The organism is Micropruina glycogenica, from assembly GCF_900289045.1.
GTDB lineage: Bacteria > Actinomycetota > Actinomycetes > Propionibacteriales > Propionibacteriaceae > Micropruina > Micropruina glycogenica.
On record NZ_LT985188.1, the window covers coordinates 151,826 to 167,640 of the forward strand.

Consider the following 15,815-nt stretch of genomic DNA (forward strand, 5'->3'; position numbering starts at 1 on the left):
GCAAGAAGTGGGACCGTTCTTGATCCGGATCGAGAACCGTCCCCATTCCTGCTCAGTGCTGTCAGCCGGTGACCTCGAAACGCACGACGACGGCACGGTTGCGGGCGTCTGTCGGCGGCTGCACGAGCGGCTTGCTGCGCCCGTAGCCGACCACGGAGTAGATCGCCTTCGCGGGTACGTCCAGGTCTTTGAGCAGCACCGCCACCACGGTGGCCCGCTGCTTCGACAACTCCACGGTCGCCCTGCCGTTGTCGGACGAGTCGCCCGAGGTGTGCCCCTCGACCACCACCCGGTAGTTCTCGGGCGCTTTGGCCAGGCACTTCTTCAACCCCTGCAGGGTCTTGCCGCGGTCGATCAGAGTCGGGGTGTTGATGATGAACAGGGCCGGGTTGGGCAGCGTGCACACCACCGCGGTGCCCTCGGTGGCGGTGTCGACGTCGTCGGGCCGGGGAACGGCCACGGCCGGGCCGGTGCCCTGCCCAGGGGTGGTGCCGGTGCCGTCGAAGAACTCGACCCGTTTGGCCCCGGCGGCCTTGGCCAGGCCCTCCCACACCGCGTGCAGGTAGCCGGTCTGCAGGTCGCTCAGTTCGGCCTGATCCCCGGCGACCGGGTTGATCACGAAGCTGACCACACGGCCCTTGAGGTCGGGCAGCGCCTTGGCCTTCTTCACCGCCTTGACCACCTCGGACGGAGTCTCGTCGAAGGCGAGTTCGTTGAAGTCGAGCGGGTCGCGGGTGTCGAGCAGAGGCGAGAACACCCACACCGGAGCTCCCGCGGGTGACTTCAGGTCGCCCAGCGCGGCGAGCACCGAGCGGTCGGTGCCCGCACCGGCGGCGGCGTTGATGCGGTCGACCAGACCCTGGCTGTCGGCCGCACCCACAGCCAGGTCGGTGGTGGTGACGTCGGTGGTGTTGGGCGTACTGATCCACTCCACGCCCTTGCCGGCGGCCTGCAGGGCGTTCCACTGGTCGGCCACGGCCTGCGGCAGCGTGCTCACCATCTGGTTGGTGCTGGCACCGGTGCTGATCACGCTGCCGCCGGCCGGCGGGGCGGACGCGGGCACGGTCGCAGACGGCGTGGTGGTCGGGCTGCACCCGGCCAGCAGGGCCGCCATCAGCAGGGGGATCAACAGTGAGAGGGTGCGCGGACGGCGCAGGTCCATCGGGTTCTCCTTGCCTGGAGGGCTGTTCGAGCGCGAATGGTTCGTTCGCCAGCCTAGGGCGTGTCGCATAACCCTGACCACGCTGCGGCGCACCCGTAACGACCGCTCGCTGCCTTGTCATCCTCGGCGATAGGACCCACTGTCGATTCGTCTTCCGCCGTGCGATCGGCCGCTCCGGGCACGTCCTCGCTTTGCGCCCATGGTTGTGCGACACGCCCTGGTGGCGCCCATCGTCCACCCACGACTGGAGGCGGCACCCGACGGTTCAGGTGTGGCCCGAGCGAGCCCCACCCCCAGGTAGCTGCCTTTCGGTCACGTCGCTGCCTGCATGCAGGCAGCGACGTGTCACAAGGGCAGCTACGTCGTTGTTCGGACGGGTCAGAGCAGGCTTCGGGGGTTGTCATGCTCCTTGTGCACTGCGAGGTTAGGAGGGCGAAGAACGCGGAATACCCACCTCGAAAACTCGGTTGAGTTTAGTAGACTCAACTTTATTTCTTCAGGAGAACGACACCACATGGACACTTCCAAGCTCACCGCGAAGAGCCGCGACGCAGTGTCGGCGGCCCTCCGCAACGCACTTACCAACGGCAACCCCAACGCCGAGCCGGTGCACCTGCTGCACGCGCTGCTGATGGTGCCCGACAACACCGTCGCCAGCCTGCTCAGCGCGGTCGGTGCCGACCCCAAGGTGGTCGACGCGGCGGCCCAGGGCGCGATCACCAAGTTGCCCAGCGCGTCGGGCAACTCGGTCAGCCAGCCCACCATGTCGGGCAGCCTGGCCCGAGTGCTGGCCGACGCCGAGACCCGCGCCGAACAGATGGGCGACGAGTTCGTCGCCACCGAGCACCTGATGATCGGCCTGGCCACCATCGTCAGCGACGCGCAGAAGATCCTGCTGCAGTTCGGCGCCGATCCGAAGAAGCTGATCACGGCGTTCAACGACGCCCGCGGCGACAAGCGCATCACCTCGGCCGAGCAAGAGGGCGGCGAATCGACCCTCGACAAGTACTCCGTCGACCTCACCGCCAAGGCCCGCGACGGCAAGCTCGACCCGGTGATCGGCCGCGATTCCGAGATCCGCCGCGTGGTACAGGTGCTGGCCCGGCGCACCAAGAACAACCCGGTGCTGATCGGCGAGCCCGGCGTGGGCAAGACCGCCGTGGTCGAAGGGCTCGCCCAGCGGGTGGTGGCCGGTGACGTGCCCGACTCGCTGAAGGGACGCCGCGTGGTCAGCCTCGACCTGGCCTCGATGGTAGCCGGAGCCAAGTACCGCGGCGAGTTCGAAGAGCGGCTGAAGGCGGTGCTCAACGAGATCCGCGACGCCGAGGGTCAGATCATCACCTTCATCGACGAGCTGCACACGGTGGTGGGAGCCGGGGCGTCCGGCGACTCGTCGATGGATGCCGGCAACATGCTCAAGCCGATGCTGGCCCGCGGCGAACTGCGCATGATCGGCGCCACCACCCTGGACGAGTACCGCGAACGGATCGAGAAGGATCCCGCGCTGGAGCGGCGCTTCCAGCAGGTGTTCGTCGGCGAGCCGTCCGTCGAAGACACCATCGCGATTCTGCGCGGCCTGCGCGAGCGCTACGAGGCGCACCACAAGGTGCGCATCACCGACGGCGCGCTGGTGGCAGCGGCCACCCTGTCGAACCGCTACATCACCAACCGGCAACTCCCCGACAAGGCCATCGACCTGATCGACGAGGCCGCCTCGCGGCTGCGTATGGAGATCGACAGCTCACCCGAAGAGATCGATCAACTGCGCCGCACCATCGACCGCATGACCATGCAGAGCTTCGCGCTCGAGAAAGAGACCGACCCGGCCTCGGTCGAGCGCTACCAGCGGCTGCAGAGCGAGTTGGCCGACGCGCAAGAACAGCTCCGGGGCCTCGAAGGTCGCTGGGAGGCCGAGAAATCAGGCCTCAACCGGGTGGGCGAGCTCAAGGCCAGGGTGGACGAACTGCGCATCGCCGCCGAGCGGGCGCAGCGCGAGGGCGACCTGACCCGGGCGTCCCAGATTCTGTACGGCGAGATCCCGAGCCTGCAGGCAGAGATGGAATCGGCCGAGACCGAAGAGCAGGACCGGGCGCCGATGGTGAGCGAAGAGGTGTCGGCCACCGACATCGCCGAGGTGGTCGGCTCGTGGACCGGCATTCCGGTCGGCCGGCTGCTGCAGGGCGAGAGCGAGAAGCTGCTGCAGATGGAGGAGCGCCTCGGCGAGCGGCTGATCGGTCAGCGCGAGGCCGTCATCGCCGTCTCCGACGCGGTGCGTCGTTCGCGGGCCGGCATCAGCGACCCCAACCGTCCGGTCGGATCGTTCCTGTTCCTCGGCCCGACCGGTGTGGGCAAGACCGAGCTGGCCAAGTCGCTGGCCGAGTTTCTGTTCGACGACGAGCGGTCGATGGTGCGCATCGACATGAGCGAGTACGGCGAGAAGCACTCGGTCTCGCGCCTGGTCGGTGCCCCGCCCGGGTACATCGGCTACGAAGAGGGCGGTCAGCTCACCGAAGCGGTGCGGCGGCGTCCGTACTCGGTGATCCTGCTCGACGAGGTCGAGAAGGCGCACCCCGAGGTGTTCAACATTCTGCTGCAGGTGCTCGATGACGGACGGCTCACCGACGGTCAGGGCCGCACGGTCGACTTTCGCAACGTGATTCTGATCATGACCAGCAACCTGGGTTCGCAGTACCTGGCCGACCAGAGCCTGGAGCCCGAACTCAAGGAGCAGGCCGTGATGGGGGTGGTGCGGCAGGCGTTCAAGCCCGAGTTCTTGAACCGGCTCGACGAGATCGTCATGTTCACCCCGCTGGGCACCGACGACCTCACCCGCATCGTCGACATTCAGCTGAACCGGCTGAACGCCCGCCTGGCCGACCGGCGCATTCACGTCGAGGTGTCGCAGGCCGGCAAGGACTGGCTGGCGCTCACCGGCTTCGACCCGGTGTACGGGGCGCGTCCGCTGAAGCGGTTGGTGCAGACCACCATCGAGGACGCCCTGGCGCGGCGCATGCTGAACGGCGAGATTCTGGACGGCGACACGGTGCGGTTCGACGTGAACGCCGACAACAGCGGACTGGTGGTCGTCGAGGACTGAAGCGCGACGGGGATCCCGGCGTTCGCCGGGAGGACGGCGGCCTGTCATCCCGGGCTTGCCCCGGGATCTCCACAGGTGTGCTGGCCGCGTCTGAGATCCCGGCGCTCGCCGGGATGGAGTCGTTGGTGAGAGCCCGGTGTTCGCTGAAATGGCGGCAGCCACGTCATCCCGGGCTTGCCCCGGGATCTCCAAAGGTCTCGGGGTGCGTCTGAGATCCCGGCGTGCGCCGGGATGCCGGAGTCGGTGGCTGAGAGCCCGGCGCTCGCCGGGATGACGGAATCGGTGGGCTCGAGACCCCATGGTGCGTTCGGGCTGGGGGTCCAGTACCTGGCGCGCGCCGGGCGTCTCAATGGTGATATGTATTCTCGTCGGGTCGAGCGAGCCATCGGGAGGTGATCACCGTGGACGTCGGTATCGCCGTGGCCGGCCTGCTGGTGGGCATCGTGGTGGGCCTGACCGGCATGGGCGGCGGCGCGCTGATGACGCCGGTGCTGGTGTTCTTCTTCAAGGTCGACGCCCTGACCGCCATTTCGAGCGACGTGGTGACCAGCCTGTTCATGAAACCCGCCGGTGCCATCGTGCACCTGGTGCGCAGGACCGCGAACCTGCAGCTGGTGCTGTGGCTGTGCGTCGGCTCGGTGCCCGCAGGGTTTCTGGGTGCGGTGATCGTCGACCACCTCAAGGTTTTTCCCGGTTTCGAGCAGATTCTGCTCGCGCTGCTGGGTGCCGCGCTGCTGCTGGCCGCCGGCGGGCTGATCATTCGGGCCTGGTTTCAGATGACCCGCAAGCGCCTGCCCTGGGGCGAAGGCCCGGCACCCATGACCTCGGCCGAGGTCGTGGTCAAGAAGCTGCCCACCGTGGCCCTCGGTGCCCTGGGCGGCCTGATGGTGGGCATGACCTCGGTGGGCGCCGGCTCGCTGATTCTCACCCTGCTGCTGGTGCTCTACCCGGCGCTGAAGCCGTCGCAACTGGTGGGCACCGACCTGGTGCAGGCCGTTCCGCTGGTGGCGGCGGCGTCCCTGGGGCATTTGCTGTACGGGCAGGTGTCGTTCGGCATCACGACGTCGCTGCTGATCGGCGCGATTCCGGGCGCGTTCATCGGCGCGCAGATCTCGTCGAGGGCCCCCGGCGGCATCATTCGTCGCGCCTTGGCCATTCTGCTGATGGCCTCGGGCCTGAAGCTGATCGGCGTGGCCACACCGCTGGTGCTGATCGCCTCGGGGGTGGCGCTGGTCGGCGGGCCGCTGGCCTGGGCCGTGCTGCGCCGCCGCTACAGCTGGACCAACGGCAGCCGGTCGGCACGGGGTGATCCAGTGCCCGAGAGCCAGGCGTCGCGCGACCCCTGACCCCGTTTGCTCAGTCGTTGTGGCGATTGCGCTTCCTGATCCACCAGCGCTTCCCCTCGCGCATCTGGTGCCACACCCAACCGCCGCCCCGCTCGCGTCCGGTGCGCACGTAGAACAGCACGTTCGGGTTGTTCAGCGTGAGCCGCAGCCGGTTCGCGGCCTCGCGCGAGCCCGCGATCAGCAACTGGTCGCCGATCTCGAGCTGGTAGCCGGTGGTCGGCAGAATCTCGCCGCCGTCGCCCCGGGCCACCATCAGCACCAGGGCGTTCGCCGGCCGGGACGCGTCGTAGGGGTCGACCAGCAGGTGGCCGATGTTCACCCAGTGTTCGTGCCGAATCGCGTCCGTCACGGCCGCCGCCTGCTCGTCGTTGATCGTCACGCCCCACACCTCGGGCACGTAGCCGTCGTTCACCATGCTCAGCGCGTCGGTGAGGTCGGCGCTCCACTTCTCGGACGCCCCTCGAATCTCGAACCGGAACCGGGCCAGCAGCGGGGTGGTGATCAGGGCCAGGAACTCGCGGGCCACGATGCGGCTGGGCTGCATGCACAGGTCGTCTTGGAAGGCCTCGAACAGCGTCGCGTTGCTCACCTGGTTCTGCCTGGTGACGATGAAGATGTCGGGCTTGAGGTCGCGGGCCACCAGCGCGATGGCCAGGTTCTTCAGGTCGCTGGCGTTGCCGGCCACGATGCCCACCGAATGCTCGATGCCGGCATTGATCAGGCTGGCCGAGTCGGTGCCAGTGCCCTCGATGTCGACGCCCTTCTCGCCGTAGTGCAGCTTGTCGATCACGGTGACCTCGTTGCCCGCCTTGGTCAGCGCGTCACGAATGCCGTGCCCGAACCGTCCATAGCCGCACATGATCCAGTGCCCGCGCGGCGGATGGTGCGGCTCGGGCAGGTCGTCGCCGGGAAAGCCGGTGAGAATCTGCCCCATGCGGTACCGCTCCGGACGGGCCACCGCCAGCGCCAGGTACGTGGCGAACCGCTCGAACGGGTTGGTCACCATGTCGCCGCCGAACGCCCCGCGGGAGTGGTCGGTGTCGGCATCGCCGACCCGCGCCATCACGGCCAGGCCCGGCCGCAGCAGCCGGACGGTCACGGCGATGGCCCGGTTGGTCGCGTCGTCCACCGCCAGCGCCATCACGCCGCGGCAGTGCGGCGAGAGCAGGCCGGCGCCGGTCAGCGTGGCCGGCTGGGACGCGTCCGCCATCACGCTGGGCGGGTCGGAATAGAAGTTCTCGAGCTTGATCTGTTCGATGCGGCTGGCGTCCGAATCGATCACCACGAACCGCAGGCCCAGCCGGTCGAGGCCGTGGCAGACCAGGGTGCCGGTCTCGCCCACCCCGCAGACGATGTAGAACGGCTCTTTCAGGTTGCGGATGCGCCGGGCGTAGCGGCCGTGCCGCAGGGCGTTCTGAAAGGCCGGCTCCTGCAGCAGGCCCACCACGGTCACCACCGCGTACGACCAGCCGGTCACGGTGAGGTAGATCGACAGCGCCATCCACAGCCGTTGCGCCGTCGAGTAGGGGTGCGGCAGCTCGCCGAAGCCGATCGTGGTGGCGGTGTAGCTGATCACGTAGAACGCGTTGAACAGGCCCATGCCCTCGGTGGCGTTGCCCGCGTCGTCGACCCCCGGCATGACCGCCAGCCCGAACACGCTGACCGTGTACAGCATGATCACCAGCACCAGCGGCACGCGCATGCGCCGCAGAAACAGGTAGGTGACGTTGTTGATCGCCGTCCGCGGGCTTTGGGTCACCGTCGGTGGCTCACCGTCGTGCGGTGATGATTTCGCTGATCATCAGCACCACCGAGACCACGTTGGCCAGCAGGGCGCCGGCCGACATCGAGACGATCGTCGCCATGTCGTGCGAGGTGACCCCCGCGGGCTGGCTGGCTGCCCACGTCCAGATAATGGCGCCGGCGATCAACTGCACGTCGGCAACCAGCGACGTGGCCAGATGGACGGCGCCGAGCTGCGTGCGGTCGCCGAACTTGAGCACGGTGGCGATCAGGCTGGCCACGATGGCCGCGGCCAGCTCCCAGACGTTGTGCAGTTCGACGCGGTCCATCTCGCCGGTCCAGAAGCCGAAGTTGAGGGCCGCGGCCAGGGTGATGAAGAAGCCGAAGATGACTTTTTCCGAGTTCATGCAGCCTCCCTGCTGGTCGCGGCCCACTCTAGCGAGGGGGCCCGACTGATTCGTGGTGGCGACGTTGCGCACGTTTGGATTCGTTGCCGCGGTTCAAACCTGAGCAACGAACCCAAAGCTGAGCAATGTGGGCTGCGGCCCGGTCGTCTGCGGTGTCGTGGCGGACGCGCTGCGGCTGCGTTTGGGCCACACTGACGCCATGGACCTGACGATGACCCTGCTGGTCGGCGTGCCCGGACAGGTCGCGGTCTTCGCGCTGGTGCCCCTGGCGTACTGGTTGAACGCCTCGCGGCCCGACGGTTCGTTTCTGCGCTGGCTCGGCTTCCGGCGGGTCAAGCACGGCGCCGACCCGCTGGTGCTGGGTGCGACGGTGCTGGCCGGGCTGGGGTTTCTGGGCAGCGCGCTGCTCGACCGGTCGTCGGCGACGATGGCGGGTGAGGGGTACTTTCTGTGGCTCGCGGTGCTGCTGGTGGCGGTGGTGCAGACGGCGTTGAGCGAAGAGATCTTCTTTCGCGGCTTCATGCTGGCCTGGCTGAGCGGTAAGCGCGGGGGGGCGCTGCTGGCCAACCTGACGCAGGCCCTGCTGTGTGGCCTGGTGCGTGGCACGGCGCACTGGCTGTTCGTCGATCGTGACGTGGCCGCCTGCCTGGCGGCTTTCGCGCTGGGCGTCGGCCCTGCGCTGATGGTGGGCTGGGTGCGGCAGCGCACCGGCTCGCTGTTGCTGCCGTGGGCGGCGCACGGTGCCGGCAACCTGATCGCGGGGGTCGTCGCGACCCTTACCCGGTGAGCGGCGTGAACGACCGGGTCGAAGCCGACCGTGAGGTGCGCGGGGCGTTTCTGGTGCGCACCGGCAAGACCCAGCAGTCGTGGGTCGACCCCGACGACCCGTTGCGGCTCGAATTCGAGTATGTGCAACGCATCGCCGAGATTCTGCGGGTCACGATCCTGGGCCGCGACCGTGACGCTCGGCTGCGGGTCGTCCATCTGGGCGGGGGCGGCATGACGCTGCCGCGCTGGCTGTGCGCGGTGCGCCCGGGCACGGCTCAGGTGGTGTGCGAACCCGACGGCGAACTGCTGGCCGAGGTGCGGCGCAAACTGCCGCTACCGCCCCGCAGCGGCATCAAGGTGCGCGAGGTCGACGGCCGCAGCGGCCTGGCCGCGATGCCGCCCGACTACGCCGACGCGGTGATCGTCGACGCCTTCGACGGGCTGCACGTGCCCGGCGCGCTCGCCACCACCGAGTTCTTCGCCGACGTGTCGCGGGTGCTGCGATCCGGCGGCGTGCTGATCATGAATCTGGCGGACGAGTCGCCGTTCGGCTGGTCGCGCGCCTGCCTGGCCGGGGTGGCCGAGCACTTCCGGCACGCCCTGGCGACCGCCGAGACCTCGGTCTGGAAGGGCCGGCGGTACGGCAACTTCGTGCTGGTGGCGGCGCGTTCGACCCTGCCCGTCGACGCCCTGGACGCCGTGTCGCGGCAGGCGTTGTTCGGCTACCGAGCCCTCGCCGGGGCGTCCCTGAAGCGCTGGATCGGCGGTGCCGCGCCGTTCACCGACGTCGCGCCGCGCGACAGCCACGGGCCGACCAGCGGGCACACCTGGTACGGGTGAGGCGTCTTGCCTCACGTCAAGATGTCCGCGAGGGATTGACGCGTGCCTCACTTGAAATGTCCGGATGGTTAGGCGGCGGGTCGGGTGCCGAGGGTGCGTGCTTTGGCGAGGTCGATGAGTTGTTGCTGGATGTGGTTGATGCCGCGGGTGATGCGGGCGGGGTTGAGCAGGTCGTGTTCGGCGGCGAGTCGGGTTCGGGTGGTGTCGTCGAGGGTTGCGGTGTCGAGGAGCCGCTGGTAGGGGGTCTTGGGTTTGTCGTAGATCCGTTTCTTGCGGCCGGAGCTTGTGTGGGCCCAGCCGGTGGCTTTGACGCAGGGCAGGAGGTGGTTCTTGCGGGCCATGACGAGGTCCCAGAGCTGGTTGAGCAGGTCAAGCTCGGCGTCGGTTTCGTAGCGGTAGCGGAAGGCGTGGCGGCGGACCCAGTCGCCGTTGCGTTGCTCGATGTGGGCGTTGTCGTTGTGGTGGTAGGGCCGGCCGCGGGTGATGGGGATGTGGTGGTCGTCGCACCAGGCGATCACGGACCAGTTCATGAACTCGGAGCCGTTGTCGAAGTCCATCCCGGCGATCGGGACGGGGGTGTGTTTCGCGATCCATTCCAGGCCGTCGTGGACGTGCACGAAGGCGTTGTTGCGGATGCTGCGCAGCATGCTCCAGCCGGTCACCACATCGGTGGCTGACAAGGTGCGCAGGAACTCGCCTTTCAAGGTGTGGCCGCAGTGGGCGACCGTGTCCAACTCCAGGAAACCCGGCTGGGTGATCGGCTCGTCGGTCGCGGCCCGGACTGGGATCGAGGACCGCAGGATGTGCGACGGGCGGGTGCTGGACAGGCCCGCTGCCGGGTAGGCGGCGGCCTTGTGCGGTTGCAGATAGCGGTCGATCGAGGCCGCCGACATTGCTCGCAGTTCGTCGATCACCGCGTCGGTGAGCCGGTCGGCGACCTTGCCGAGCTCACGATCACGAACTAGCCGGGCCAGCGTGTCGTCCATGATCGCGACGAGGTACTTGCCGCAGGGCTGGCCCGATAATCGCCACACTTCCTGCAACACGATCAGCGCATCGTAGGAGTACTTGCGGGATCGCCGTTTGCGTTGCTGGTCACGAGCGGCGCCCTTGCGGGCCGCGGCGGCCCGGATCGCGCGGCGGGCATGATCACGGGTCCAACCGGTCGACGCCACCAGGGCATCGAGGATCTCGCCCTTGGCAGCTTTGTCCGCCTTCGCGTACTCACGGGCGAACTTCTTCGTCAGATCACGGCGCGACGCCATCGACAACTCCCTGCTCACACGACCCAGGGAACCCCAGCAGCTACGCGGACATCCTCGTCTGAGGCACGCGCCGCCCTTCCCGGACCTTTTACGTGAGTCAAGTCGTGAGGTTGTCGATCGCCGTAGCCGCGTTCACAATGGACGCCGTGGGGGACACGTTGACGCTGCCCGCGCCTGCGCCGCAATCGCCGGCGCCCAGGCCGCGGCGTCGCCTGCTCACGATCGTCGGGGCGCTGCTGCTGGTCACCGGGCTGTCGTTCGTGGGCCTGTACGTGTACGACGCCTACTTCAACCCAGTGATGGACGTGAAAGCCGCGCAACAGCAGGTCGACGAGGTGAAGAAGGAGTGGTCGGCGGGCAAATCGCCCTCGGCCAAGATTCCCGGCAACGCGGTCGCGCTGATGCGCATTCCCGAGTTCGGCCCCGACTACGAGGTCGCCGTGGTGACCGGTACCACGCCCTATTCGCTCAACGTCGGAGTCGGTTGGTTCGATAGCACCGCGGCCCCCGGGCAGGTCGGCAACTTCGCCGTCGCCGGCCATCGCGGTGCGTCCGGGCCGTTCGTGCCGCTGCTCGACCTCAAGCCGGGGTCGAAGGTGATCGTCGAGACGCGCACGGCGATCTACACCTACGAACTGACCAACTACCCCAAGAACCTCACCGTCGACAGCAGCGAGACCTGGGTGATCGACCCGGTGCCCGGACAGGCCGGCGCCAAGCCGACCGAGGCGCTGATCACCCTGGTCACGTGCCGCAACTTCTTTCACTCCCCGGAGCGTTCGATCGCGTTCGGCAAACTGGTCGGGACCGACAAGAAGTGACCCCTCGCCTGGCACTAGCCTGAGCCGCATGGCCGATCGCGACGAGCTCATCGAACACATCAAGAACCTGGCCGTGGTGCACGGCAAGGTCACGCTCACCTCGGGTGCCGAGGCCGACTACTACGTCGACATGCGCCGGGTGACGCTCGACGGCGTCGCGGCACCGTTGGTCGGACGGGTGATGAACGAACTGGTGGCCGACTGGAGCTTTGATGTGGTGGGCGGCATGACCATGGGCGCCGATCCGGTGGCCACCGCCATGCTGCACGCCAAGGCCGCCTCGGGTGGCCGTCTGGACGCCATCGTGGTGCGCAAGGCCGCCAAGGCCCACGGCATGCAGCGCCGCATCGAGGGAGCCACGGTCGATGGACGGCGCGTGCTGGTCGTCGAAGACACCTCCACCACCGGTGGTTCGCCGCTGGAGGCGATCGAGGCCGTCCGCGCCGAGGGCGGCGAGGTGGTCGGCGTCGCGGTGATCGTCGACCGCAACACGGGTGCGGCGGAGCGCATCGAGGCGGAAGGCGTCCCGTACCGGTACGCCGTGGGACTGGCCGACCTGGGGCTGTAGCGCGCCGTCTGTCGAGCTTGTCGAGACCGCTGCGCTCAAAGGTGCGCGTCGTGGCGGCTCGTCCTCCCGACGAACGGCGGGACCTGTCGCGGGAGGAGGAATGTGGCGCGAGTGAGGAACCGTCCCCAACTCGCGCCAAGTCTCATGACGTGGGTGGCGGACTGGCTTTCGTCATCCCGGCTGTGAGTCGAACGCCGGGACCTCGAGGGCGCCGAACGTGAGAACGTGTTCCCGGTCACTGCCGCCCCTGGTCCACAGCCGGACGGCGCCACCACTCGCCGCATTGCGACGACCACCCGTTAGGCTGGCGAGCACAATCCACGACAAGGAGTAGCCCCATGTCAGGCATTTTGTGGTTCCTGGTGATTCTGGTGGTCCTCGCGGTCGGCATCGGCCTGTACGCGGTATCGCTGTACAACGGGTTCGCGCGTGACCGGAACATGATCCAGGAGTCCTGGCGTCAGATCGACGTCGAACTGAACCGCCGCTACGACCTCATTCCCAGACTGGTCGAAACCGTGCGCGCCTACGCCGCCCATGAGCGCAACACGCTCGAAGGCGTCACCCGCATGCGTAACCAGGCCGCGGCTCTGGCGCAGCAGGGTGGCACCGCCGCTCAGCGGGCCCAGGCCGAAGAGCAGTTGTCGGCCGCCGTGCGCAACCTGATCGTGAGCGTCGAGGCGTACCCGCAGTTGCAGAGCAACCAGAACTTTCTCGAACTGCAGCGCGAACTCACCGACACCGAAGATCGCATCGCCGCCGGACGCCGCTTCTACAACGCGAACGTGCGCAACTACAACACCAAGATCGACTCGTTCCCTTCGAACATCCTGGCAGGCATGTACCACTTCGAGAAGGCCACCTACTTCGAGGTCAACGACGCCGAGGTGCGCCGCGCGCCTGATGTGAACTTCGGCGAGATCAGCTACCGCGGCGACGAGCAGCAGGGCAACGCCGAGCCCACCAACGCCCAGCTCAACGCTGCCCCGCAGTCGTCCAACGATCTGCCCAACCCGCAGGGCTACCAGGGCCAGAGCTATCAGGCCCCGGCGCCGGGCGAGCTGAACGAGCAGCCGCAGTACCAGCAGCAGCCGCCGCAGCAGTACCAGCAGCAGCCGCCGCAGCAGTACCAGGCCCCGCAGCCGGGCCAGCAGTATGGCCAGCCCCAGCAGTACCCGCAGCAGGGTCAAGGCGGCCAGTCGAGCCAGGGTGGCCAGTCGAACCAGGGCGGTTACAACCCGCCGCAGACCTGACGCATCGCCTGTCGAGGCCCTGTTTGGTCAGGAGTTTCGACACGCTCAACCAGCTATGAAGGGCTCCCGGCACGATGGTCCGGGAGCCCTTTGCGTCGTGGACGACAGCCGCGGCTCAGTTCTGGTCGGGAAGCCCTGCGCCCTCCAGATCCTCCACGGTCATCGCGTCGGGATCGTAGGGCCGCCGCTCGACCATCACCATCCAGTTGCCGGAGTTGTCGCGCAGCAGCGCCTCGACGCCGTAGGGACGCTCCGCCGGCTCCTGCAGGAACGTGACCCCTTTGGCCTTCAGTTGCTCGTAGGTGGCGCGGCAGTCGTCCACGGTGAGGCCCACACCGGGCATGCCGCCGCCGTCCAGCGAGCGATGAATGGCCTGCTGCAACTCGTCCGACAGCGGAGGGCCGGGTGTGGTCAGGTGCAGGTGCAGTTCGGGCTGGCTGGGGTGCACGACCGTCAACCAGCGAAAGTCTTCGGCCAGGCGCACGTCGTCGCCCACCTCGAAGCCCAGGACGTCGGTGTAGAAGGCGAGCGAGGCGTCCTGATCCTTCACCCATACGCTGACGAGAGAAACATTGGTGATCATGCGATCAGCCTAGGAATCGTCACCGCCGGGACGCTTCTTCTGGCTTGCGGTCTCGGCCAGGCCCCACATGAACACGTAGCACCCGGGTATGTGTGGCGCGCCCGAAGCTGCATAGCGGGCCTGAAACGCACTCGGCGGCTCACCCACCACCTCACGAAAACGGGCACTGAACGAGCCCAGGCTGCTGAACCCGACCGCGTGGCACACCTCGGTGACCGAGAGGTTGGTGGCGCGCAGCAGGTCTTGGGCCCGCTCGATACGTCGGCGCGACAGATACGCGGCCGGGCTCAACCCGTAGGTGGCGCTGAAGAGCCGCTGAAAGTGGTACTTGCTCAACCGGGCGACGGCGGCCAACTGCTCCAGATCGAGCGGCTCGGTGAAGTGCCGGTCGGCGTGGTCGCGGGCGGCCCGTAGATGCACGAGCACGTCGTCGTGGGCCCGGGCGGTGCTCATCGGGTGAGTCTAGGCGTGGGTGCCGACGTGGCGCTTGACGAACTGACTGTACGGGCCGCCGACTCGCTCACCGGCACCGAGTCACTCGGCCGGGGCCTGCGCCTTCAGCTTGCGCCGCTCGCGCAGGTACTCGAACACCATGGGCAGCACCGAGACCAGCACGATGATGATCAGCACCAGTTCGAGGTTGTCGCGAATCATCGGGGCGTTGCCGACCAGGTAGCCCAGCACGGTCAAGCCGGCCGCCCACACCACCGCACCGACGCCCGTCCAGGTGATGAACTTGCGAAAGTTCATGCGGCCGATGCCGGCGATCAACGTGATGAACGTGCGCGCGAACGGCACGAAGCGCGCCAGCACCAACGCACGGGGGCCGTAGCGCTCCATGAGTTCGTGGGTCTGGTCGACGCGCTTGGGGTCGAACACCCGGCCCCAGAACCCTTCGCGTGGTTTGAAGATCGCCGGGCCGATCCACTTGCCGACGAAGTAGCCCGCAACGTTGCCGAGCACCGCTGCCGTCATCAGCACCAGGCACGAGACGAGCAGCACCATCGGTTGGCTCATTCCCGGAAACGTGATCGCCGGGGGCACGATGGCGATGAACATGCCCACGGTGAACAGCAGTGAGTCACCGGGCAGGATCGGGAAGATCGAGCACTCGATGATCAGCACCAGAGCCACTCCCCACAGGGCCCAGTTGCCCAGGGCGTGAATCAGGTACTCGGGGTCCATCCAGTCAGGCAGCAGCAGTGGCACGAGCAAAGTCAGCAGGGTCACGGTTACTCAGGCTACCGTGGTGCGCTGTGCACCCGCTAAGCGACAACCCTGCGCGGCCCGCGGGCGCGTCGCCCGATCGCCCGGGCGAACGCGAGCTGATCGACGAGGCGGACGATCCCACCGCCCCGTCCGTCGGAGTCGGGCCGCACCCCCGTCCCTGGCCCGACGACCCCCGGCTCGACCCGGCCCTGCTCGAGCACGGCGACCGGCGCAACGTCATCGACGCGTACCGCTACTGGCGGTTGGACGCGATCGTGGCCGACCTCGACACCAGGCGCAACCCGCTGCACGTGGCTATTCAGAACTGGGAGCACGACTTCAACATCGGTTCGATCGTGCGCACCGCCAACGCGTTCAACGCCACGGCGGTGCACATTCTGGGCCGGCGGCGCTGGAACCGGCGCGGGGCGATGGTCACCGACCGCTACCTGCACGTGCACCACCACCCCGACGTGCCGTCGTTTCTCGCCGCGCTGGCGCAACAGGGCGTCACCCCGATCGGGGTCGACAACCTGCCCGGCTCGGTGCCGCTCGAGAGCGCCGAACTGCCGCAACGTTGCTGTCTGGTGTTCGGCTCCGAAGGCCCGGGGCTGACCGACGAGGTGGTGCGCGGCTGCGCCGGCCTGGTGTCGATCACCCAGTACGGCTCCACCCGCTCGCTGAACGCGGGCGCCGCGGCCGCGATCGCCATGTACCACTGGGCGCTGACCTGGGGGCGTCCCGGGGTCTGAG

Annotated in this window: 15 protein-coding genes; 8 read left to right on the forward strand and 7 right to left on the reverse strand. The window is 68.0% G+C overall.

Annotation, left to right across the window (positions count from 1 at the left end; translation table 11 throughout):
- Positions 1-61: 61 nt before the first annotated feature.
- Positions 62-1,162 carry an OmpA family protein gene (locus MPLG2_RS00695; RefSeq protein WP_158680751.1) on the reverse strand — a complete coding sequence of 367 codons (1,101 nt, stop codon included), beginning with the start codon at positions 1,160-1,162 and terminating at the stop codon, positions 62-64.
- Between the two features lie 514 nt (positions 1,163-1,676).
- On the opposite strand from MPLG2_RS00695, the gene clpB reads away from it, so the two are divergent.
- Complete coding sequence (clpB, locus tag MPLG2_RS00700; RefSeq protein ID WP_105184490.1) at positions 1,677-4,259, forward strand: ATP-dependent chaperone ClpB; 2,583 nt, start codon at positions 1,677-1,679, stop codon at positions 4,257-4,259.
- A gap of 401 nt (positions 4,260-4,660) precedes the next feature.
- Entirely contained in the window at positions 4,661-5,605 is a 945-nt protein-coding gene (locus MPLG2_RS00705; protein ID WP_197710023.1) for a sulfite exporter TauE/SafE family protein, read from the forward strand.
- A 10-nt stretch (positions 5,606-5,615) separates the two neighbouring features.
- Here MPLG2_RS00705 and MPLG2_RS00710 read toward each other — a convergent pair whose 3' ends face one another.
- Both MPLG2_RS00710 and MPLG2_RS00715 read right to left on the reverse strand, forming a co-directional pair.
- Positions 5,616-7,364, reverse strand: a complete 1,749-nt coding sequence (locus tag MPLG2_RS00710) for a potassium channel family protein (RefSeq protein ID WP_105184491.1) — start codon at positions 7,362-7,364, stop codon at positions 5,616-5,618.
- Positions 7,365-7,374: 10 nt separating this feature from the next.
- Positions 7,375-7,755 (reverse strand): DUF6394 family protein, encoded by a 381-nt coding sequence (locus MPLG2_RS00715; protein WP_105184492.1) that lies wholly within the window; start codon positions 7,753-7,755, stop codon positions 7,375-7,377.
- A gap of 199 nt (positions 7,756-7,954) precedes the next feature.
- On the opposite strand from MPLG2_RS00715, the gene MPLG2_RS00720 reads away from it, so the two are divergent.
- Complete coding sequence (locus MPLG2_RS00720) at positions 7,955-8,542, forward strand: CPBP family intramembrane glutamic endopeptidase (RefSeq protein WP_158680752.1); 588 nt, start codon at positions 7,955-7,957, stop codon at positions 8,540-8,542.
- On the forward strand, positions 8,539-9,363 hold the full coding sequence (locus MPLG2_RS00725; protein WP_231935733.1) for a spermidine synthase: 825 nt from the start codon (positions 8,539-8,541) through the stop codon (positions 9,361-9,363). The genes MPLG2_RS00720 and MPLG2_RS00725 overlap by 4 nt, the downstream gene beginning before the upstream one ends.
- Positions 9,364-9,431: 68 nt before the next feature.
- Here the strand turns inward: MPLG2_RS00725 and MPLG2_RS00730 are convergent, their stop codons facing one another.
- Positions 9,432-10,628 (reverse strand): DDE-type integrase/transposase/recombinase, encoded by a 1,197-nt coding sequence (locus MPLG2_RS00730; protein WP_173909585.1) that lies wholly within the window; start codon positions 10,626-10,628, stop codon positions 9,432-9,434.
- A gap of 146 nt (positions 10,629-10,774) precedes the next feature.
- On the opposite strand from MPLG2_RS00730, the gene MPLG2_RS00735 reads away from it, so the two are divergent.
- From MPLG2_RS00735 to MPLG2_RS00745, 3 genes are all read left to right on the forward strand, one after another.
- Positions 10,775-11,449, forward strand: a complete 675-nt coding sequence (locus MPLG2_RS00735) for a class E sortase (protein ID WP_158680753.1) — start codon at positions 10,775-10,777, stop codon at positions 11,447-11,449.
- 28 nt (positions 11,450-11,477) lie between these two features.
- A complete protein-coding gene (gene pyrE, locus MPLG2_RS00740) occupies positions 11,478-12,017 on the forward strand; it encodes an orotate phosphoribosyltransferase (protein WP_105184495.1) in 540 nt (179 codons plus the stop codon).
- A gap of 338 nt (positions 12,018-12,355) precedes the next feature.
- Positions 12,356-13,270 (forward strand): LemA family protein, encoded by a 915-nt coding sequence (locus MPLG2_RS00745; protein ID WP_105184496.1) that lies wholly within the window; start codon positions 12,356-12,358, stop codon positions 13,268-13,270.
- 115 nt (positions 13,271-13,385) lie between these two features.
- On the opposite strand, the gene MPLG2_RS00750 is transcribed toward MPLG2_RS00745, so the two are convergent.
- The 3 genes from MPLG2_RS00750 to MPLG2_RS00760 all read right to left on the reverse strand — a co-directional run bounded on the left by MPLG2_RS00750 (position 13,386) and on the right by MPLG2_RS00760 (position 15,083).
- The gene (locus tag MPLG2_RS00750) at positions 13,386-13,853 is read right to left on the reverse strand and encodes a VOC family protein (protein ID WP_105184497.1); all 468 of its coding nucleotides are present in this window, start codon (positions 13,851-13,853) and stop codon (positions 13,386-13,388) included.
- A 9-nt stretch (positions 13,854-13,862) separates the two neighbouring features.
- Positions 13,863-14,306: a helix-turn-helix domain-containing protein gene (locus MPLG2_RS00755; protein WP_105184498.1), complete on the reverse strand. Its 444-nt coding sequence runs from the start codon at positions 14,304-14,306 to the stop codon at positions 13,863-13,865.
- Positions 14,307-14,387: 81 nt separating this feature from the next.
- Positions 14,388-15,083, reverse strand: a complete 696-nt coding sequence (locus MPLG2_RS00760; RefSeq protein ID WP_231935734.1) for a DedA family protein — start codon at positions 15,081-15,083, stop codon at positions 14,388-14,390.
- Between the two features lie 98 nt (positions 15,084-15,181).
- On the opposite strand from MPLG2_RS00760, the gene MPLG2_RS00765 reads away from it, so the two are divergent.
- The gene (locus MPLG2_RS00765) at positions 15,182-15,814 is read left to right on the forward strand and encodes a TrmH family RNA methyltransferase (protein WP_173909642.1); all 633 of its coding nucleotides are present in this window, start codon (positions 15,182-15,184) and stop codon (positions 15,812-15,814) included.
- Position 15,815: the final 1 nt, after the last annotated feature.